We start from the raw sequence: 16,024 nt of genomic DNA, 5'->3' as shown, positions 1-16,024 counted from the left end.
ACTAAAAATGGAATCACATTTAGTTAGAATTATTAATCGATTAGAAAGTATGGCAAGCGATGGTGGTAGTCTAAAGCGCAACTTCGAACGTGATGGCGTTGTTGTTGCTGAAGTCGCTTACAGTTATGATGAGGAAAATGGATCTGTCTTCACACTCCGTGATGTTGCAGCTCGTGAAACCTTTACTTTTGATAGCATTGACTTGATTGCGATGGAAATCTATGAATTGTTATACTAAGAAGCACACACTGAGGTGCTTTTTCTTTTAGTCAAAAGATTAGACTATAATCTGGTATAAGGAAAATGTATAGGGGAATCAAGGCGTTTTTTGATATAATAGAAGGCACAGTTATATGAAGAGGGGGAGAGAAATGGCTGAGTTAATTGATGGGAAGGCATTGGCCGAAAAGTTACAAGGAAAGTTGGCTCAAAAGACTGCTAAGTTGAAAGAGAAAACGGGACAGACTCCTGGTTTGGTAGTGGTTCTAGTGGGGAATAATCCTGCGAGTCAAATTTATGTACGTAATAAAGAACGCTCAGCCTTGGCTGCTGGCTTTCGGAGTAAGGTAGAACGTCTGCCGGAAGAGACCAGCCAGGAAGAGTTGTTGAGTTTAATTGAAACTTATAATCAAAATCCTGATTGGCATGGAATTTTAGTTCAGTTGCCCTTGCCAGATCATATTGATGATGAAGCGGTACTGCTGGCCATTGATCCAGATAAGGACGTAGATGGCTTCCATCCGCTTAATATGGGCAAGCTATGGAGTGGCCATCCGGTTATGATTCCGGCTACTCCAGCAGGCATTATGGAAATGTTCCATGAATACGGTGTTGAACTGGAAGGTAAGCGAGCGGTTGTTATCGGGCGAAGCAATATTGTCGGTAAGCCTATGGCTCAGCTCCTTTTGGCTAAGAATGCAACAGTGACTCTGACACATTCTCGAACCCACAATCTAGCCAAGCTTGCTAAGCGAGCGGATATCTTGGTAGTGGCTATCGGTCGTGGACATTTTGTAACCAAGGACTTTGTCAAGGAAGGGGCTGTTGTCATTGATGTCGGTATGAATCGAGATGAGAACGGCAAGCTAATTGGCGATGTTAAGTTTGATGAAGTGGCTGAAATTGCTAGTTTGATTACTCCTGTACCTGGAGGTGTTGGGCCTATGACCATTACCATGCTGATGGAGCAGACCTACCAGGCCTTTAAACGGAGTCTTGAATCATGAAATTTGTTTTTGATCTGGATGGGACCTTGTCCTTTGATTATATGACGATTGATGAGGAGATTAAGCAGGTTCTGCTGACGGCTCCTCAGTTTGGGCATGAAGTTCTGTTTGCTTCGGCGCGTTCCTATCGAGATTGTCTGGGACTATTAGGTCCGGAATTGAGCCAGCAGATAGTGATTGGCCTGAACGGCGGAGTGGCTTATCAGAATGGACAGCTGATGTTTGAGCGTCAGCTGCATCAGTCGAGTTATCAAGCCATTCTAGATACTTGTTTGACCTATAATTTGCCTTTTTTCGTTGATAATACTTTTGACTATAGTGGCCAGATTTTAGAAAAAATCCCTTTTATTGCCAGTGTAGATCCTCTAAAGCGAGCAAGACGGCTGGAACTGACTGAACTCCAGCATCCTATTAAGGTCGTTATTTACATGGGGAATCATGAGCAGCTCTTAGACGATTTACAGGCTCGTTTTACAAACTTGCCCAATCTAAGTCTAGACTATCATGAACATGAGAAATGTTTTTATATCAATCCGGCTGAAACCAATAAGGCTTCAACTGTAAAGGAACTCTGCGGTTCGGATTATGTGGCTTTTGGTAATGATCAAAATGATATCCAGCTCTTTAAGAATTCTCTCTACGCTGTGCAGGTTGGGGATTTCTCAGGCTTGAGCGATTATGCTGATGAGCAGGTTGCTTTTCAGGAAAATTTACCCAAGGCAGTCGCAGCAAGAATATTACAAAAATTTGCAGATTTCCGAGAAAAATAACTTTCTAGCGATACGAGGCACCTGTTTAGGTGCCTTTTGGTGTATAATGAAGATAGGTTTGGTCATCTTGAGACCAGTACAGGATGAAGTTGGTCTAGGAGAATATCATGTCAAAAAATGCTGAAAATATTTTAAAAAAAGTTATTAGGAAACGTCCCTTGGATAGTCACAAGGGGGACTATGGCCGTCTCTTACTGATTGGGGGAACCTATCCTTATGGTGGTGCCATCATCATGGCAGCTTTAGCGGCTGTCAATAGTGGAGCAGGTCTGGTGACCGTTGCCACAGATAAAGACAATATCGCCCCTCTGCACAGTCATTTACCGGAGGCCATGGCCTTTGACCTAGATGAGCAAGACCGATTGACAGAGCAGCTGATCAAATCAGATCTAGTCTTGATTGGTCCTGGTTTGGCGGAGAATCAACTAGGACTAGATGTCTTAAAAAAGGTTGTCCGTACTGTGACCGAGCAGCAGATACTTATCATGGATGGCGGAGCCATCTCACTTTTTAGCAAAGCAGCTTTGCCATTTCCAAAAGCCCAGACAGTTTTTACCCCTCATCAAAAGGAGTGGGAAGGCTTATCGGGTTTGAGCTTGTCAGATCAAACAGCGGCAGCCAATCAGGTGGCGGTCAATCAGCTGCCTCTGGGCAGTATTGTCGTGCAGAAAAAGCATGGAACGATCATCTATCAAAGTGGGCAAGAGCAAGTCTTTGAGCTGACAGTAGGCGGACCTTATCAGGCAACTGGTGGCATGGGGGACACACTGGCTGGTATGATTTCCGCATTTGCGGGTCAGTTCAAGTCAAGCAGTCTCTTTGAGCGAGTGGCGGCTGCAACCCTTCTTCACTCCCTTATCGCGGATGAATTGAGTCGGGAAGCTTATGTCGTCCTACCAACGGCAATCAGCAGAGTCATTCCAAGGTGGATGAAGAAGATGAGTCAGTAGACTGTTTCTTAGTTTTTTTGTATGCTGGGTTCTATTTTGAGGTGCCCAGTTTTTTCTTGCTTTTCAAGGCATATTTGAGTTTTGTAATCGGTTTTTTATGCAGTTTTTTGTTATAATAAATGGTATGTGAAAACTAGATAAGAAAGGAAAAGGACATGCCAGAATATTTGTCGGTTTCGACCTTGACCAAGTATCTGAAGATGAAGTTTGAGCGGGATCCTTATTTGGAGCGGGTCTACTTGACTGGTCAGGTGTCCAATTTCCGCCGGCGTCCCAATCATCAGTATTTCTCATTGAAAGATGAAAAGGCCGTCATTCAGGTCACGATTTGGTCCGGTGTCTACCAGAAGTTGGGCTTTGAGCTGGAAGAAGGCATGAAAATCAATGTCATTGGCCGGGTACAGCTCTATGAGCCGAGCGGTTCCTATTCTATTATCATCGAAAAGGCAGAGCCGGATGGTATCGGAGCTTTGGCTATCCAGTTTGAACAGCTCAAGAAAAAACTTGGAGAAGAAGGTCTTTTTCAAGACAAATTCAAGCAAGCCTTGCCACAATTTCCTAAGAAAATCGGCGTCGTAACCAGTCCCAGCGGAGCGGTCATCCGAGATATTATCACGACGGTCAGCCGTCGCTTTCCGGGAGTGGAGATTGTCCTTTATCCTACCAAGGTGCAGGGGGATGGGGCTGCAGCTCAGGTTGCTGACCACATCAGACTGGCCAATGAGCGGTCGGATTTGGATGTGCTGATTATTGGTCGAGGTGGCGGTTCTATCGAAGATCTCTGGGCTTTCAACGAAGAGAAAACGGTTCGGGCTATTTTTGAGTCTCGGATTCCTGTTATCTCTAGTGTCGGCCATGAGACAGATACGACTTTGGCGGACTTTGTAGCAGATCGCAGGGCTGCGACTCCAACGGCAGCGGCTGAGCTAGCAACACCAGTCACTAAGCTAGATCTGCTAGGACATTTGCAGCAGCAGGAAAACCGCATGTCACGGGCAATGTCCAATCGCCTGAGCTATTATCGAGAGCGGTTGAATAAGCTAACCCAGTCGGTTATCTTCCGTCAGCCAGAGCGGCTTTACGATGGTCATCTGCAGAAGTTAGACCAGCTCAACCTGCGACTAAAGCAAAAAATTCGCGAATATTATAGTGAAGAGCAACAGCGGGTCAAAATCTTGCAGCATCGTTTAGAAGTATTGAATCCGCTCAGTCGCGTTCAGCGTTTTCAAGAGCAGACTGTCCAGCTGGAGCGTTTGTTGCGTAGCAACATGGCGGTCATTTATGATAACAAGGTGGCTCAAGTCAGGAGATTGTCCGAGGCCTTGCTTATGCTGGATACCAGTCGAATCGTGGCGCGTGGCTATGCTATTGTCCAAAAGAATCAAAAGGTTATCGAATCAAGTGCAGGCATTGAAGAGAAAGATGAGCTGACCTTGCTTATGCGGGATGGGCAGCTGGAAGTAGAGGTGAAACATGTCCAAAGAAAAGAAATTTGAAGAAAACTTAGCAGACTTGGAAGTCATTGTTCAAAAGCTGGAAAATGGTGATGTAGCCCTGGAAGAGGCGATTGCGGAATTTCAAAAGGGGATGAAGCTTTCAAAGGAACTCCAGGCTAGTCTGGACAAGGCAGAAAAGACCTTGGTTAAGGTCATGCAAGAAGATGGTACAGAAACGGAAATGGAATGAACCAGGAAGAAAAAATAAGACAGATAGACCAGACGATCATTGACTATTATAGTAAGAAAGCAGTGTCAGATTCTTTGGTAGAATCCATTCTCTACTCTGTTCAAGCAGGTGGCAAGCGGATTCGGCCTTTGCTATTATTAGAGCTAGTTGAGGCATTTGGTTTGCCTCTTCAGTCTGCACATTTTCAAGTAGCTTCCGCTTTGGAAATGATTCATACAGGTAGTCTCATTCATGATGATTTACCGGCAATGGATGATGATGATTATCGGCGTGGGCGTTTGACCAATCATAAAAAATTTGGCGAAGCCATGGCCATATTAGCCGGAGATTCTCTCTTTTTAGATCCATATGGCTTGATAGCTGTAGCAGAATTACCGAGCCGGGTTAAGGTGAATTTGATTATGGAACTATCGCAAGCAGCTGGGACCTTCGGTATGGTTGGGGGGCAAGCCCTCGATATGGAAGGGGAAGGCTGTCAGCTTGATTTGAAAGAACTTCAGGCTATTCACGCTCACAAAACGGGCAAGCTTTTAGCCTTTCCTTTTGTAGCAGGAGGGTTGCTGGCGCAGGTTGATGAAGGAGTCCAAGCTAAACTTCGCAAGATTGGTGAGTTGATAGGCTTAGCCTTTCAGGTTCGAGATGATATTTTAGATGTGACAGCAAGCTTTGAAGAATTGGGTAAAACACCTCAAAAAGACTTGGTTGCAGCTAAGTCTACCTATCCGGCTCTTTTAGGGTTAGAAAAGGCAAAAGAGACTTTGAATCAAGTCTTAGATCAGGCTCAAAATTTACTGAAGGAGATCGCTAAGAATCGCCCCTTCTCAGGAGAAAGTCTCACGAAAATCATAGAAAGTTTGAGATTATATGACTAAGGAAAGAGTAGATGTTCTAGCTTTTAAACAAGGGCTTTTTGAAACTAGAGAGCAGGCAAAACGGGGGGTGATGGCTGGCCTAGTTGTGTCAGTTATCAACGGTCAGCGCTTTGATAAGCCAGGTGAAAAGATTGATGATACAACCGAACTAAAACTTAAAGGTGAAAAATTGAAGTTTGTCAGCCGTGGTGGACTAAAATTAGAAAAGGCCTTGCAAGTTTTTGGAATTTCAGTGAAAGATAAGGTAACGCTAGATATTGGTGCTTCGACTGGTGGCTTTACTGATGTCATGTTGCAAAACGGTGCAAGTCTCGTCTACGCTGTTGATGTCGGTACTAATCAATTAGCATGGAAACTTAGGCAGGATCAGCGCGTCATCAGCATGGAACAGTTTAATTTTCGTTATGCTTCAGTAACTGATTTTGAACAAATACCGCAGTTTGCTAGCATTGATGTCAGCTTTATTTCTCTGAGTTTGATTTTACCTGCCTTGAAGGAAGTTTTGGCTGAAGAAGGACAGGTTGTTGCCTTGATAAAACCTCAGTTTGAAGCAGGTCGAGAACAGATTGGTAAGAACGGCATCATCAAAGATAAAAAAGTCCATGTAGCGGTCTTAGAAAAGGTCACATCTTTTATGGTAGAACTTGGTTTTTCTGTCAAAGGCCTGAATTACTCTCCTATCCAAGGGGGACACGGCAATGTTGAATTTTTGGCTTATTTAGAAAAAGAATCTCAACCCCAAAATCTAGTAGCAGACTTAGTCGGTCCAGTGGTTGAGGCAGCGCATAAGGAATTTAAGGATGAATAAAAAGGAAAGATTAGAAAAAATTAGACGATTTGTCAATGATTTTGAGATTGGTACCCAGGAGGAGATTGTTACTTATTTAAGACAGTCAGGGATAAAAGCAACTCAAGCGACAGTTTCTAGAGATATCAAGGAATTGGGGATTGTAAAAACGCCACTGAAGAACAACACCTATATTTATGAGATTCCCAAGTCGGTGAGCAGTAGTTTAAAGTTAGCTGAGAATACAATTCTAGAAGCTAGCACCTTAGGAAATATGATTAATCTGAACTTGGTTCCTGGAAGTACGGCTGTCATTAAAAGACAAATCACTGAAGCATTCTCAGAAAAAATATTTAGCATTATCACAGATGATGATAGTATTTTGATGATTCTTAAAGATAAAGAAGACATTTCAAGAATTTTAGACGTTATCGAGAATTGGTAGGAAAGCCATGTTATTAGAAATTTCTATAAAAAACTTTGCTATTATTGAAGAAATCTCTCTTCATTTTGACCAAGGGATGACAGTCCTGACCGGCGAAACTGGGGCAGGAAAGTCTATCATTATCGATGCTATGAATATGATGCTGGGTAGCCGTGCTACTACAGATGTTATTCGTCATGGAGCTACTAAGGCAGAAATTGAAGGATTGTTTTCATTGGAAAATAGCTCAGCTATAGAAGCAATTTTTGAAGAGCAGGGCTTGGAATTGACTGATGAGCTTATTATCCGCCGAGAAATTCTGCAAAATGGCCGTAGCGTCAGCCGGGTTAATGGACAGTTAGTTAATTTATCAGTTTTGAAGGCTATTGGTCAACATTTAGTAGATATTCATGGTCAACATGATCAGGAAGAATTAATGCGCCCTCAGCTTCATATAGCCATGCTGGACGAGTTTGGAGATGAGGATTTCGTGGCCTTGAAAGCTTTCTATCAAGAAACCTTTGATCACTATCGACAGCTTCGTAAACAAGTTCTGACCTTGCATAAAAATCAAGAGGAGCATAAGGCTCGCATTGAAATGCTAGAATTTCAGATGGCTGAAATTGATAGTGCTTCCTTGAAAACTGGTGAAGACAAAGCTCTCCACCAAGAACGTGATCGCTTACTCAATCACAAGCTGATTGCTGATACCTTGACCAATGCATACGCTATGTTGGATAACGAGGATTTTTCTAGTTTGGCTAATGTGCGTTCAGCTATGAACGATATGGAGTCTATTGAAGAATATGACCCAATATATAAGGAATTATCTTCTAGTCTTTCAGAGACCTATTACGTTCTGGAAGACGTGACCAAACGGTTGGAAGACATTTTAGATGGACTGGATTTTGATGGCAACCGCCTGATGCAGGTTGAAAGTCGTTTAGATTTAATTAACAGTATCACTCGAAAATATGGTGGCCAAGTAGATGATGTTCTAGAATATTTTTCGCAAATTTCGAAAGAGTACCAGCTACTGACAGGCAGTCACTCATCTTCTGAAGATTTAGAGGCAGAACTTAAAGAGTTAGAAAAGCGGTTGGTGAATTTGGCTGGACAGCTTAGCCAAGCAAGGCATACTTTAGCTAAACAACTTGAGTCGGAAATTAAGCAGGAACTGCAAGATCTCTATATGGAAAAAGCGAATTTTCAAGTTCAATTTAACAAGAGCAAGTTTAACCGTGAAGGAAATGAGCAAGTTGAGTTTTATATTTCAACTAATCCTGGAGAAAACTTTAAGCCTTTAGTTAAGGTTGCATCAGGTGGGGAATTATCTCGTCTAATGCTTGCAATTAAATCAGCTTTCTCTCGGAAAGAAGGAAAGACTAGTATAGTCTTTGACGAAGTTGATACAGGAGTTTCGGGTCGTGTAGCCCAAGCTATCGCACAAAAAATCCATAAGATTAGCAGTAATGGTCAGGTTTTAGCAATCTCTCATCTGCCACAAGTCATTGCCATTGCAGACAACCAATTCTTTATTGAAAAAATTTCTGATGAAAATTCTACTGTTTCAACTGTTCGTCTCTTGGACTTCGATGAGCGAGTGGAAGAAATTGCTAAGATGTTAGCTGGTGAAAATGTAACAGAAGCCGCTTTGAGCCAGGCGCGTGAATTATTAAAGAAATAGGCTTGCAGAAGTACTTTTGATCAAGAGGGGGAGAAAGATGACTGATTACTTTGTTATTGGGGATGTTCATGGCAAGTATGACATGCTAAATGACTTATTGCAAAAGTGGGATGGTCATTCTCAGCTGGTCTTTTTAGGTGATTTGATTGATCGTGGGGAAAATAGCCGAGCTGTTTTAGAGAAAGTTAGAGACTTGGTAAATCAGCAAGGAGCGATTTGCTTATCAGGAAATCATGAGTTTATGTTTCTGACTTGGTTGGATAATCCAGCTAAGTCTTATGACCATTACCGCCGAAATGGTGGGGATACAACTATTAATTCTATTTTGGGACGGCCTTTGGATGCTCCTGTTGACGCAGTATTGGATGCGCAAGCTGTTTTAGAAAAGGCACCAGATTTAGTTGAATTTATCCGTAAAATGCCTTTTGTGCTGGAGACAGATAAATATATTTTTGTTCATGCTGGGATTGAATTAGACTTGGATGATTGGCACGATACTTCCGACTATCAAAAAGTCTGGATTCGAGCTCCTTTCCATGAAGGAGACAATCGTACAGGGAAGACGATAGTGTTTGGCCATACACCAACTTTCTATCTTTTCAATGAAAAACCGGGAATCAGCCAACTTTGGCAGACATCAGATGGGAAAATTGGTATGGATGGCGGTGCTGTCTATGGTGGTGTCTTGCACGGACTACTTTTGGATGATTCGGGGATTAAAGAGCATCACTTTATAAGAAATGACCAATGTTCTTCAGAAGGTTAGCCATTCCAAAAATGAAATTATTTTGATATAATAAAAACAATAAATGCAATAAGTAGGGAAAAAATGGCAAAAATAAAAATTGTAACCGATTCTTCCATCACGATTGAACCAGAAGTTGTAAAAGATTTAGATATCACAATTGTTCCGCTCTCTGTCATGGTTGACGGTGTAGTTTATTCAGATTCGGATTTAAAAGAGGGTGAATTTTTACGCCTGATGAAGGAAAGTAAGAATTTACCAAAAACGAGTCAGCCTCCGGTGGGAGTCTTTGCTGAGGTGTTTGAAACTCTGGCAGAAACAGCTGATCATATCATAGCTATTCATATGTCACATGCTTTGTCTGGTACTATTGAAGCAGCAAGGCAGGGCGCTACTCTAGCTAATGCAGATGTGACTATCATTGATAGCTCTTTTATTGATCAGGCTCTTAAATTTCAAGTAGTAGAGGCTGCTAAACTAGCTAAAGCTGGCGCTGATTTGGATGATATTTTACAAAGAATAGAAGAAGTAAAAGAAAAATCCGAACTTTATATTGGTGTTTCGACCCTTGAGAACTTGGTTAAGGGTGGGCGAATCGGTCGGGTGACTGGCTTAATCAGCTCATTGCTTAATATTCGAGTCGTGATGCAAATGAAAAATCACCAGCTCCAAACAATTGTAAAAGGCCGAGGAGATAAGACCTTTAAAAAATGGTTGAATGAGCTGGAGGATAAGTTAACGAATGCGAATATAGAAGAAATTGGTATTTCCTACGCAGGAACTCCTGCCTATGCTACTGAAATGAAAGAAAGATTGCAAAAGTTTGTTGAAAAATCAATTTCAGTACTCGAAACTGGGTCGATTATTCAAACGCATACTGGCGAAAATGCTTGGGCAATTTTAATTCGATACCGCTAAGTATTAAATAAGAAAAATCAAAGGAAATCAGCCTAGAAAAATTGTAAAAACGTTGTTTTAGGCTTGACCTAAAAACGTTTTTAAGTTATGATAGTACATGTTAGGGTATTCATTACCCCATAAAATTTTTGGAGGATTTGTTAAATGGCTAACAAACAAGATTTGATTGCAAAAGTAGCAGCAGCTACAGAATTGACTAAAAAAGACTCAGCAGCAGCTGTTGATGCAGTATTTGCAGCTGTAACTGAATACCTTTCAAAAGGTGAAAAAGTTCAATTGATCGGTTTTGGTAACTTTGAAGTTCGTGAACGTGCAGCTCGTAAAGGTCGCAACCCACAAACTGGTAAAGAAATCAAAATCGCAGCTTCTAAAGTTCCAGCTTTCAAAGCAGGTAAAGCACTTAAAGACGCTGTTAAATAATCTTGATTTTCAAAGCCTATTGTATCAACGTTTTGACGTTGTGCAATAGGCTTTTTTGTTGCTTTGGGGCAAGAAGGGGACAAAGCAATTGTTTTCCTTACATATATGGTGTAGTTCATATCAGAGGTAACTGGAATTCGGATCTTAGCTTGAGACTAATACTTTGATGTTCTTACTGGTTTAATCACGAGTTTGAAGGGCGGTTATTTTAAAATTTCTTAATTACAATCATTCTTAATAGTCAAGATAGCTAATACATGATATAATGTAGGTAGCTAGTAAGAATAGGGAAGAAGAATATGAAAGAACATAAGCACCATATAGACCAGAATAAAGAATACTATCAAGATGTACTGAAACATTTGAGAGAAAAAGGTGTCCGTATTACAGAGACTCGAAAGGCTGTGATTGATTTTATTATCCAAAGCCATGATCATCCCAGTGCTGATATGATTTATCAGGCTCTACTGCCTGCATTTCCAAATATGAGCCTAGCAACAGTTTACAATAATCTCAAGGTTCTCATTGATGAGGGATTTGTTTCCGAGCTTAAGGTCCGGAATGACACTACGACTTATTACGATTTTATGGGACATCAGCACCTTAATGTTATATGCGAAAAATGCGGTCGGATTGCTGATATGGATTTGGATTTACCAGATGTTCAGCAAGAAGCTGCAGACCAGACGGGATATCAGATCACTAAGAGTCAAATGGTGGTCTATGGTATCTGTCCAGATTGTGTGGCCCGACAGCAGGAAGCTAGTTAATAATAGAGGGGAAGTTGGGACTGCTTTCCCTTTTTGCTAGCTCCAATATTCTGGTTAAAAATATCACAAATATCTTACTGAGACTAGCTTTTTAAGTAAAAATTTTGTAAAATATAATGGTAGCTGTATGACAGTTTTCAAAAATTAAAGGAGAATTTCTAATGGTAAAATTAGTTTTTGCTCGCCACGGTGAGTCTGAATGGAACAAAGCTAACCTTTTCACTGGTTGGGCTGATGTTGATTTGTCTGATAAAGGAACACAACAAGCGATTGACGCTGGTAAATTGATCAAAGAAGCTGGTATCGAATTTGACCAAGCATACACTTCAGTATTGAAACGTGCGATCAAAACAACAAACTTGGCTCTTGAAGCTGCTGACCAATTGTGGGTTCCAGTTGAAAAATCATGGCGCTTGAATGAACGTCACTACGGTGGTTTGACTGGTAAAAACAAGGCTGAAGCTGCTGAACAATTTGGTGATGAGCAAGTTCACATCTGGCGTCGTTCATACGATGTGTTGCCACCTGCAATGCCTCGTGATGACGAATACTCAGCACACACTGACCGTCGTTACGCTTCACTTGACGACTCAGTAATTCCAGATGCTGAAAACTTGAAAGTGACTTTGGAACGTGCCCTTCCATTCTGGGAAGACAAAATCGCTCCAGCACTTAAAGATGGTAAAAACGTATTCGTAGGAGCTCACGGTAACTCTATTCGTGCCCTTGTAAAACACATCAAACAATTGTCAGATGACGAAATCATGGGTGTGGAAATTCCTAACTTCCCACCATTGGTATTTGAATTCGACGAAAAATTGAACGTAGTAAAAGAATACTACCTTGGAAAATAATAGTTAGAAAACAGGAGGCTTAGGCTTTCTGTTTTTGATTTATTTGATATAATAGACTGTAATATTTAAAGTATGTGCAATTCTATAGAATTGTGACAGAAAGGATTCAAGTGAGAAAATCATTTTATAGTTGGCTCATGACTGAGCGCAATCCAAAGAGCAATGAACCAAAGGCGATTTTAGCTGATTTAGCTTTTCAGGATACGGCTTTTCCCAAGCACACTGACGATTTTGATGAGGTCAGTCGATTCTTGGAAGAGCATGCTAGTTTTCCTTTTAATCTAGGTGACTTTGATGCAATTTGGGAGGAATATCAAGCACATTAGAGAAAGGTTCCAAATAGTCTTTTTTTGCTTGCTTTGATATAATAAAGGTAATTCATTAAAAAATAAATGAAAGAGGTTCTTTGTTTGCAGGAACATTCAGTAGAAATTAAATTGAGCCATCCAGATGATTCATTCCACCTTTTTGGATCTAATGAACGACATCTGCGTCTGATGGAGCAGGAATTAAAGGTGACGATTCATGCCCGTACTGAAATTGTGCAGGTATTGGGAGAAGAGACTGCTTGTGAAGAGGCTAGACAAGTGATTCAAGCTCTCTTGGTCTTGGTCAATCGTGGCATGACCATTGGAACGCCTGATGTGGTAACAGCAATTACTATGGCCAAGAATGATGAGATTGATAAGTTTGTTGCCCTTTATGAAGAAGAAATCATCAAGGATAGTTACGGTAAGCCGATTCGGGTCAAGACACTTGGCCAGAAGATATATGTGGACAGCGTTAAAAATCATGATATTGTCTTTGGAATCGGGCCAGCCGGAACAGGGAAGACCTTTCTAGCAGTGACCCTGGCTGTAACAGCTCTCAAACGAGGCCAGGTCAAGCGGATCATCTTAACTAGACCTGCAGTAGAAGCTGGTGAGAGCCTAGGCTTTCTGCCTGGTGACCTTAAGGAAAAGGTAGATCCTTATCTGCGTCCGGTTTATGATGCCTTGTATCAGATTTTGGGAAAGGACCAGACGACGCGCCTTATGGAGAGAGAAATTATTGAAATTGCTCCTTTGGCCTATATGCGGGGGAGAACTTTGGATGATGCTTTTGTAATTCTAGATGAAGCGCAAAATACGACCATCATGCAGATGAAGATGTTTCTAACTCGGCTGGGCTTCCAATCTAAGATGATTGTGAATGGAGATATTAGCCAGGTTGACCTACCACGTAATGTTAAATCTGGTTTGATTGATGCCCAGGAAAAATTAAAAAATATTTCTCAGATTGACTTTGTGCATTTCTCGGCTAAAGATGTGGTTCGACATCCTGTGGTGGCGCAGATTATTCGGGCTTATGAACCGGCAAATCCTACCAAATCTGACACCTCTGAAGTAGTAGAGAAGGAAACTGAATAAAGAAAAAGAGCAGATTGATTTCTGCTTTTTATTCTGCGATTTTTAGTCTGATTTGATTCGTAATATTAGGACCAAAAACTACCAAATATAATTATGAGTTAAACGTATTGAAAAAATCTGGCGCAATAAGGTGTGCAACAAAATTGAAAATCGGACAGTAAAAAATCTGGTATAAAAGGCGAAATTTTTGTTTTTATAAGATGATAATATCGTTAATATATGTATTATAGAGAGAAGGAATAGAAAAATAAAAAATAGTAATTATTTTCTTGATGCTACTTTCATTTACAATATTTTTGTGATAGAATGCGGTGAATATGTCTATTAAAAATGATTGGATACGGATCATTTTTAGTATGGAGATAAATTATGAAAAGGAGAAGTCGGATGAAGATGCGATTTGCTACCAATTTTGGTAGAAAGACGAAGGCGTTTATCGGCCTAATCGTTTTAGTTTTTTCTATTTTTCTTCTTCCAATTCAGTCTTATGCTGCGTTAGAAGAGATTAAAAATGGAACGGATATCTCTACCCTAGATATTCGTAAGTTTAATTTGAATATCAACAATGTCAGTGTTTTATCCAAATCACAGTCTGTTGATCAATTTCATTTATCAAATCCCCATTATGAATATCTAAGTGGTGGTGCCTATCCAGGTGAGATGGAGAACTTTACTCTCAAAGTAGATAAAAGTAAAAAACAGGATCAAGTTTTTGAAAATCCTCTTTCTCTAAAATTCATAAATATTGGAACCGTTAATGGTAAGCAAGTAGATGCTTATCTAAATTTCAATAAAGTAACCCTACACTATCTAAACACTGCTCAAGCAGAATCTGAGATGAATGGCGCTCAAAAATCTACTGTTGAATTTTTCTCAATCTCAGAATTGTGGGAAAGCAATGCATTTGAAATTGGGAATGTCCCTTATGTGGATGCGAATCATGATTACATCATGAATAAGGCATTTTGGATTGATGCTGATGTTACGGCAGAAATTCGCTATGCAGATGGAACAGAGACTGACTTAAAATTAGTCATGAAACCAACTGATATTGATGCGATTGATGCAAATAATTTGAAGGAAACATTCTACGTTAAAAACTATCAGAATGATGTAAATCTTCGATTAATGAACAATGCCAATGTTTTGGTACAGGAAGAAGCAAGTGACCGTACTTCATGGATTGCTACTCAAATAACAGGTGGTAGTTACTATGAAAATAACGTTTCAGGTTTAGCGCTTCGTTCAAATAGTAACAGTATGAATTTCGGTTATTCATCAACTGAAACCTGCTCGGCGGTATTTGGGCTTTATATTGAAAAGATTGATCCGCGACCAGTTCTTGAGGTAGATCCAGCTGAGATTCCAGCTAAGGACGGTCAAGATGTAACCTATAAAGCTACTTTTAAAGTTCCGGTTCCAGGTAAGGACATTTTAGCAGCCCCTTCATCTATTGAAATGGTTCAAAAATTTGATGAGCGTTTGGATTATAAAGAACTTAAAGTTGAATCAGGTGGAGTAACGCTGCAAGAAGGTCGTGATTATACGATTGAAAAGACAGGTCAAACAGTTACTGTTAAAATGACACCTGAATACCTAAAAGGAAACTCTTCGACTGATATCATTATTACATATAAAACTGCTACAAACAAAAAGGTAGAAGAAAAAGGTTCTGAAAAAATCGACAACACTGTAACATTGCATGTTGATAATTTATCAGCTCCTTCTAATCAGGTAAGTACTGCTCTTCTTTATGAAAAGCATCATGAGTTTGTGAGTGGAACTCCAGGTAAAGAACTTCCACAAGAAGTGAAAGACCTGCTTCCAGCAACAGAAAAGAATTTATCTAATGGAAGCCAAGTAACCCCGACTCAACCAAGTAAAACGGAAGTTAAGACGTCAGAAGGCACTTGGAGCTTCAAGTCCTACGACAAGCCGTCTGAAACCATCAATGGAGCAGACGCACACTTTGTAGGCACCTGGGAATTCACCCCAGCGCCAACCTACAAGGCGACACACGAGTTTGTCAGTGGAACTCCAGGTAAAGAGCTTCCACAAGAAGTAAAAGATCTGCTTCCAGTAGCTCAAACAGACTTGAAAGATGGCAGCCAAGCGACTCCAACGCAACCAAGTAAAACAGAGGTTAAGACAGCAGAAGGCACATGGAGCTTCAAGTCCTACGACAAGCCGTCTGAAACCATCAATGGAGCAGACGCACACTTTGTAGGCACCTGGGAATTCACCCCAGCGCCAACCTACAAGGCGACACACGAGTTTGTCAGTGGAACTCCAGGTAAAGAGCTTCCACAAGAAGTAAAAGATCTGCTTCCAGTAGCTCAAACAGACTTGAAAGATGGCAGCCAAGCGACTCCAACGCAACCAAGTAAAACAGAGGTTAAGACAGCAGAAGGTACATGGAACTTTAAGTCATACGACAAGACATCCGAAACTATTAATGGAGCGGATGCTCATTTCGTAGGAACATGGGAATTCACCCCAGCGCCAA

The 16,024-nt window shown here is 40.9% G+C and carries 18 protein-coding genes; all 18 read left to right on the top strand.

All coding sequences use genetic code 11. The annotated features are described in order from the left end of the window. The first annotated feature begins 7 nt into the window (after positions 1–7). A complete protein-coding gene (locus HMPREF2780_RS07640; protein WP_008809091.1) occupies positions 8–238 on the top strand; it encodes a DUF1797 family protein in 231 nt (76 codons plus the stop codon). 133 nt (positions 239–371) lie between these two features. Then, positions 372–1,226, top strand: a complete 855-nt coding sequence (locus HMPREF2780_RS07635; RefSeq protein ID WP_048774825.1) for a bifunctional methylenetetrahydrofolate dehydrogenase/methenyltetrahydrofolate cyclohydrolase — start codon at positions 372–374, stop codon at positions 1,224–1,226. Then, the gene (locus tag HMPREF2780_RS07630; RefSeq protein ID WP_048774828.1) at positions 1,223–1,996 is read left to right on the top strand and encodes an HAD hydrolase family protein; all 774 of its coding nucleotides are present in this window, start codon (positions 1,223–1,225) and stop codon (positions 1,994–1,996) included. The genes HMPREF2780_RS07635 and HMPREF2780_RS07630 overlap by 4 nt, the downstream gene beginning before the upstream one ends. Positions 1,997–2,103: 107 nt before the next feature. After that, on the top strand, positions 2,104–2,946 hold the full coding sequence (locus HMPREF2780_RS07625; RefSeq protein WP_096755379.1) for an NAD(P)H-hydrate dehydratase: 843 nt from the start codon (positions 2,104–2,106) through the stop codon (positions 2,944–2,946). A 155-nt stretch (positions 2,947–3,101) separates the two neighbouring features. After that, a complete protein-coding gene (gene xseA / locus HMPREF2780_RS07615) occupies positions 3,102–4,442 on the top strand; it encodes an exodeoxyribonuclease VII large subunit (RefSeq protein WP_048774727.1) in 1,341 nt (446 codons plus the stop codon). Then, complete coding sequence (locus HMPREF2780_RS07610; protein WP_008809086.1) at positions 4,420–4,632, top strand: exodeoxyribonuclease VII small subunit; 213 nt, start codon at positions 4,420–4,422, stop codon at positions 4,630–4,632. Before xseA ends, HMPREF2780_RS07610 begins: the two co-directional genes overlap by 23 nt. Further along, positions 4,629–5,504, top strand: coding sequence for a polyprenyl synthetase family protein (locus HMPREF2780_RS07605; RefSeq protein ID WP_105026434.1), 876 nt, complete (start codon positions 4,629–4,631; stop codon positions 5,502–5,504). Before HMPREF2780_RS07610 ends, HMPREF2780_RS07605 begins: the two co-directional genes overlap by 4 nt. Further along, positions 5,497–6,312 carry a TlyA family RNA methyltransferase gene (locus HMPREF2780_RS07600; protein ID WP_105026433.1) on the top strand — a complete coding sequence of 272 codons (816 nt, stop codon included), beginning with the start codon at positions 5,497–5,499 and terminating at the stop codon, positions 6,310–6,312. Before HMPREF2780_RS07605 ends, HMPREF2780_RS07600 begins: the two co-directional genes overlap by 8 nt. Beyond that, positions 6,305–6,736 (top strand): arginine repressor, encoded by a 432-nt coding sequence (locus HMPREF2780_RS07595; protein ID WP_008809083.1) that lies wholly within the window; start codon positions 6,305–6,307, stop codon positions 6,734–6,736. Before HMPREF2780_RS07600 ends, HMPREF2780_RS07595 begins: the two co-directional genes overlap by 8 nt. Positions 6,737–6,743: 7 nt before the next feature. Next, positions 6,744–8,402 (top strand): DNA repair protein RecN, encoded by a 1,659-nt coding sequence (gene recN, locus HMPREF2780_RS07590; RefSeq protein ID WP_105026432.1) that lies wholly within the window; start codon positions 6,744–6,746, stop codon positions 8,400–8,402. Between the two features lie 37 nt (positions 8,403–8,439). Continuing rightward, positions 8,440–9,168 carry a metallophosphoesterase family protein gene (locus HMPREF2780_RS07585; protein WP_045773839.1) on the top strand — a complete coding sequence of 243 codons (729 nt, stop codon included), beginning with the start codon at positions 8,440–8,442 and terminating at the stop codon, positions 9,166–9,168. Between the two features lie 63 nt (positions 9,169–9,231). Next, positions 9,232–10,065, top strand: coding sequence for a DegV family protein (locus HMPREF2780_RS07580; RefSeq protein ID WP_105026431.1), 834 nt, complete (start codon positions 9,232–9,234; stop codon positions 10,063–10,065). Between the two features lie 144 nt (positions 10,066–10,209). Continuing rightward, positions 10,210–10,485: an HU family DNA-binding protein gene (locus HMPREF2780_RS07575; protein WP_008809079.1), complete on the top strand. Its 276-nt coding sequence runs from the start codon at positions 10,210–10,212 to the stop codon at positions 10,483–10,485. Positions 10,486–10,784: 299 nt separating this feature from the next. Beyond that, positions 10,785–11,255 (top strand): peroxide-responsive transcriptional repressor PerR, encoded by a 471-nt coding sequence (gene perR / locus HMPREF2780_RS07570; RefSeq protein WP_045634688.1) that lies wholly within the window; start codon positions 10,785–10,787, stop codon positions 11,253–11,255. 161 nt (positions 11,256–11,416) lie between these two features. Continuing rightward, positions 11,417–12,109 carry a phosphoglycerate mutase gene (locus HMPREF2780_RS07565; protein WP_008809077.1) on the top strand — a complete coding sequence of 231 codons (693 nt, stop codon included), beginning with the start codon at positions 11,417–11,419 and terminating at the stop codon, positions 12,107–12,109. 110 nt (positions 12,110–12,219) lie between these two features. Then, entirely contained in the window at positions 12,220–12,435 is a 216-nt protein-coding gene (locus HMPREF2780_RS07560; RefSeq protein ID WP_045634687.1) for a YozE family protein, read from the top strand. Between the two features lie 84 nt (positions 12,436–12,519). Beyond that, complete coding sequence (locus HMPREF2780_RS07555; protein ID WP_046165874.1) at positions 12,520–13,518, top strand: PhoH family protein; 999 nt, start codon at positions 12,520–12,522, stop codon at positions 13,516–13,518. A gap of 387 nt (positions 13,519–13,905) precedes the next feature. Continuing rightward, positions 13,906–16,024, top strand: a 2,119-nt coding sequence (locus HMPREF2780_RS07550; protein WP_233994386.1) for an isopeptide-forming domain-containing fimbrial protein, incomplete at its 3' end; no start/stop codon positions are given.

The organism is Streptococcus sp. HMSC062B01 (genome assembly GCF_001811085.1).
GTDB lineage: Bacteria > Bacillota > Bacilli > Lactobacillales > Streptococcaceae > Streptococcus > Streptococcus gordonii.
The sequence above is the reverse complement of the archived record's forward strand: the minus strand, read 5'-3'. Positions and strand labels throughout refer to the sequence as shown.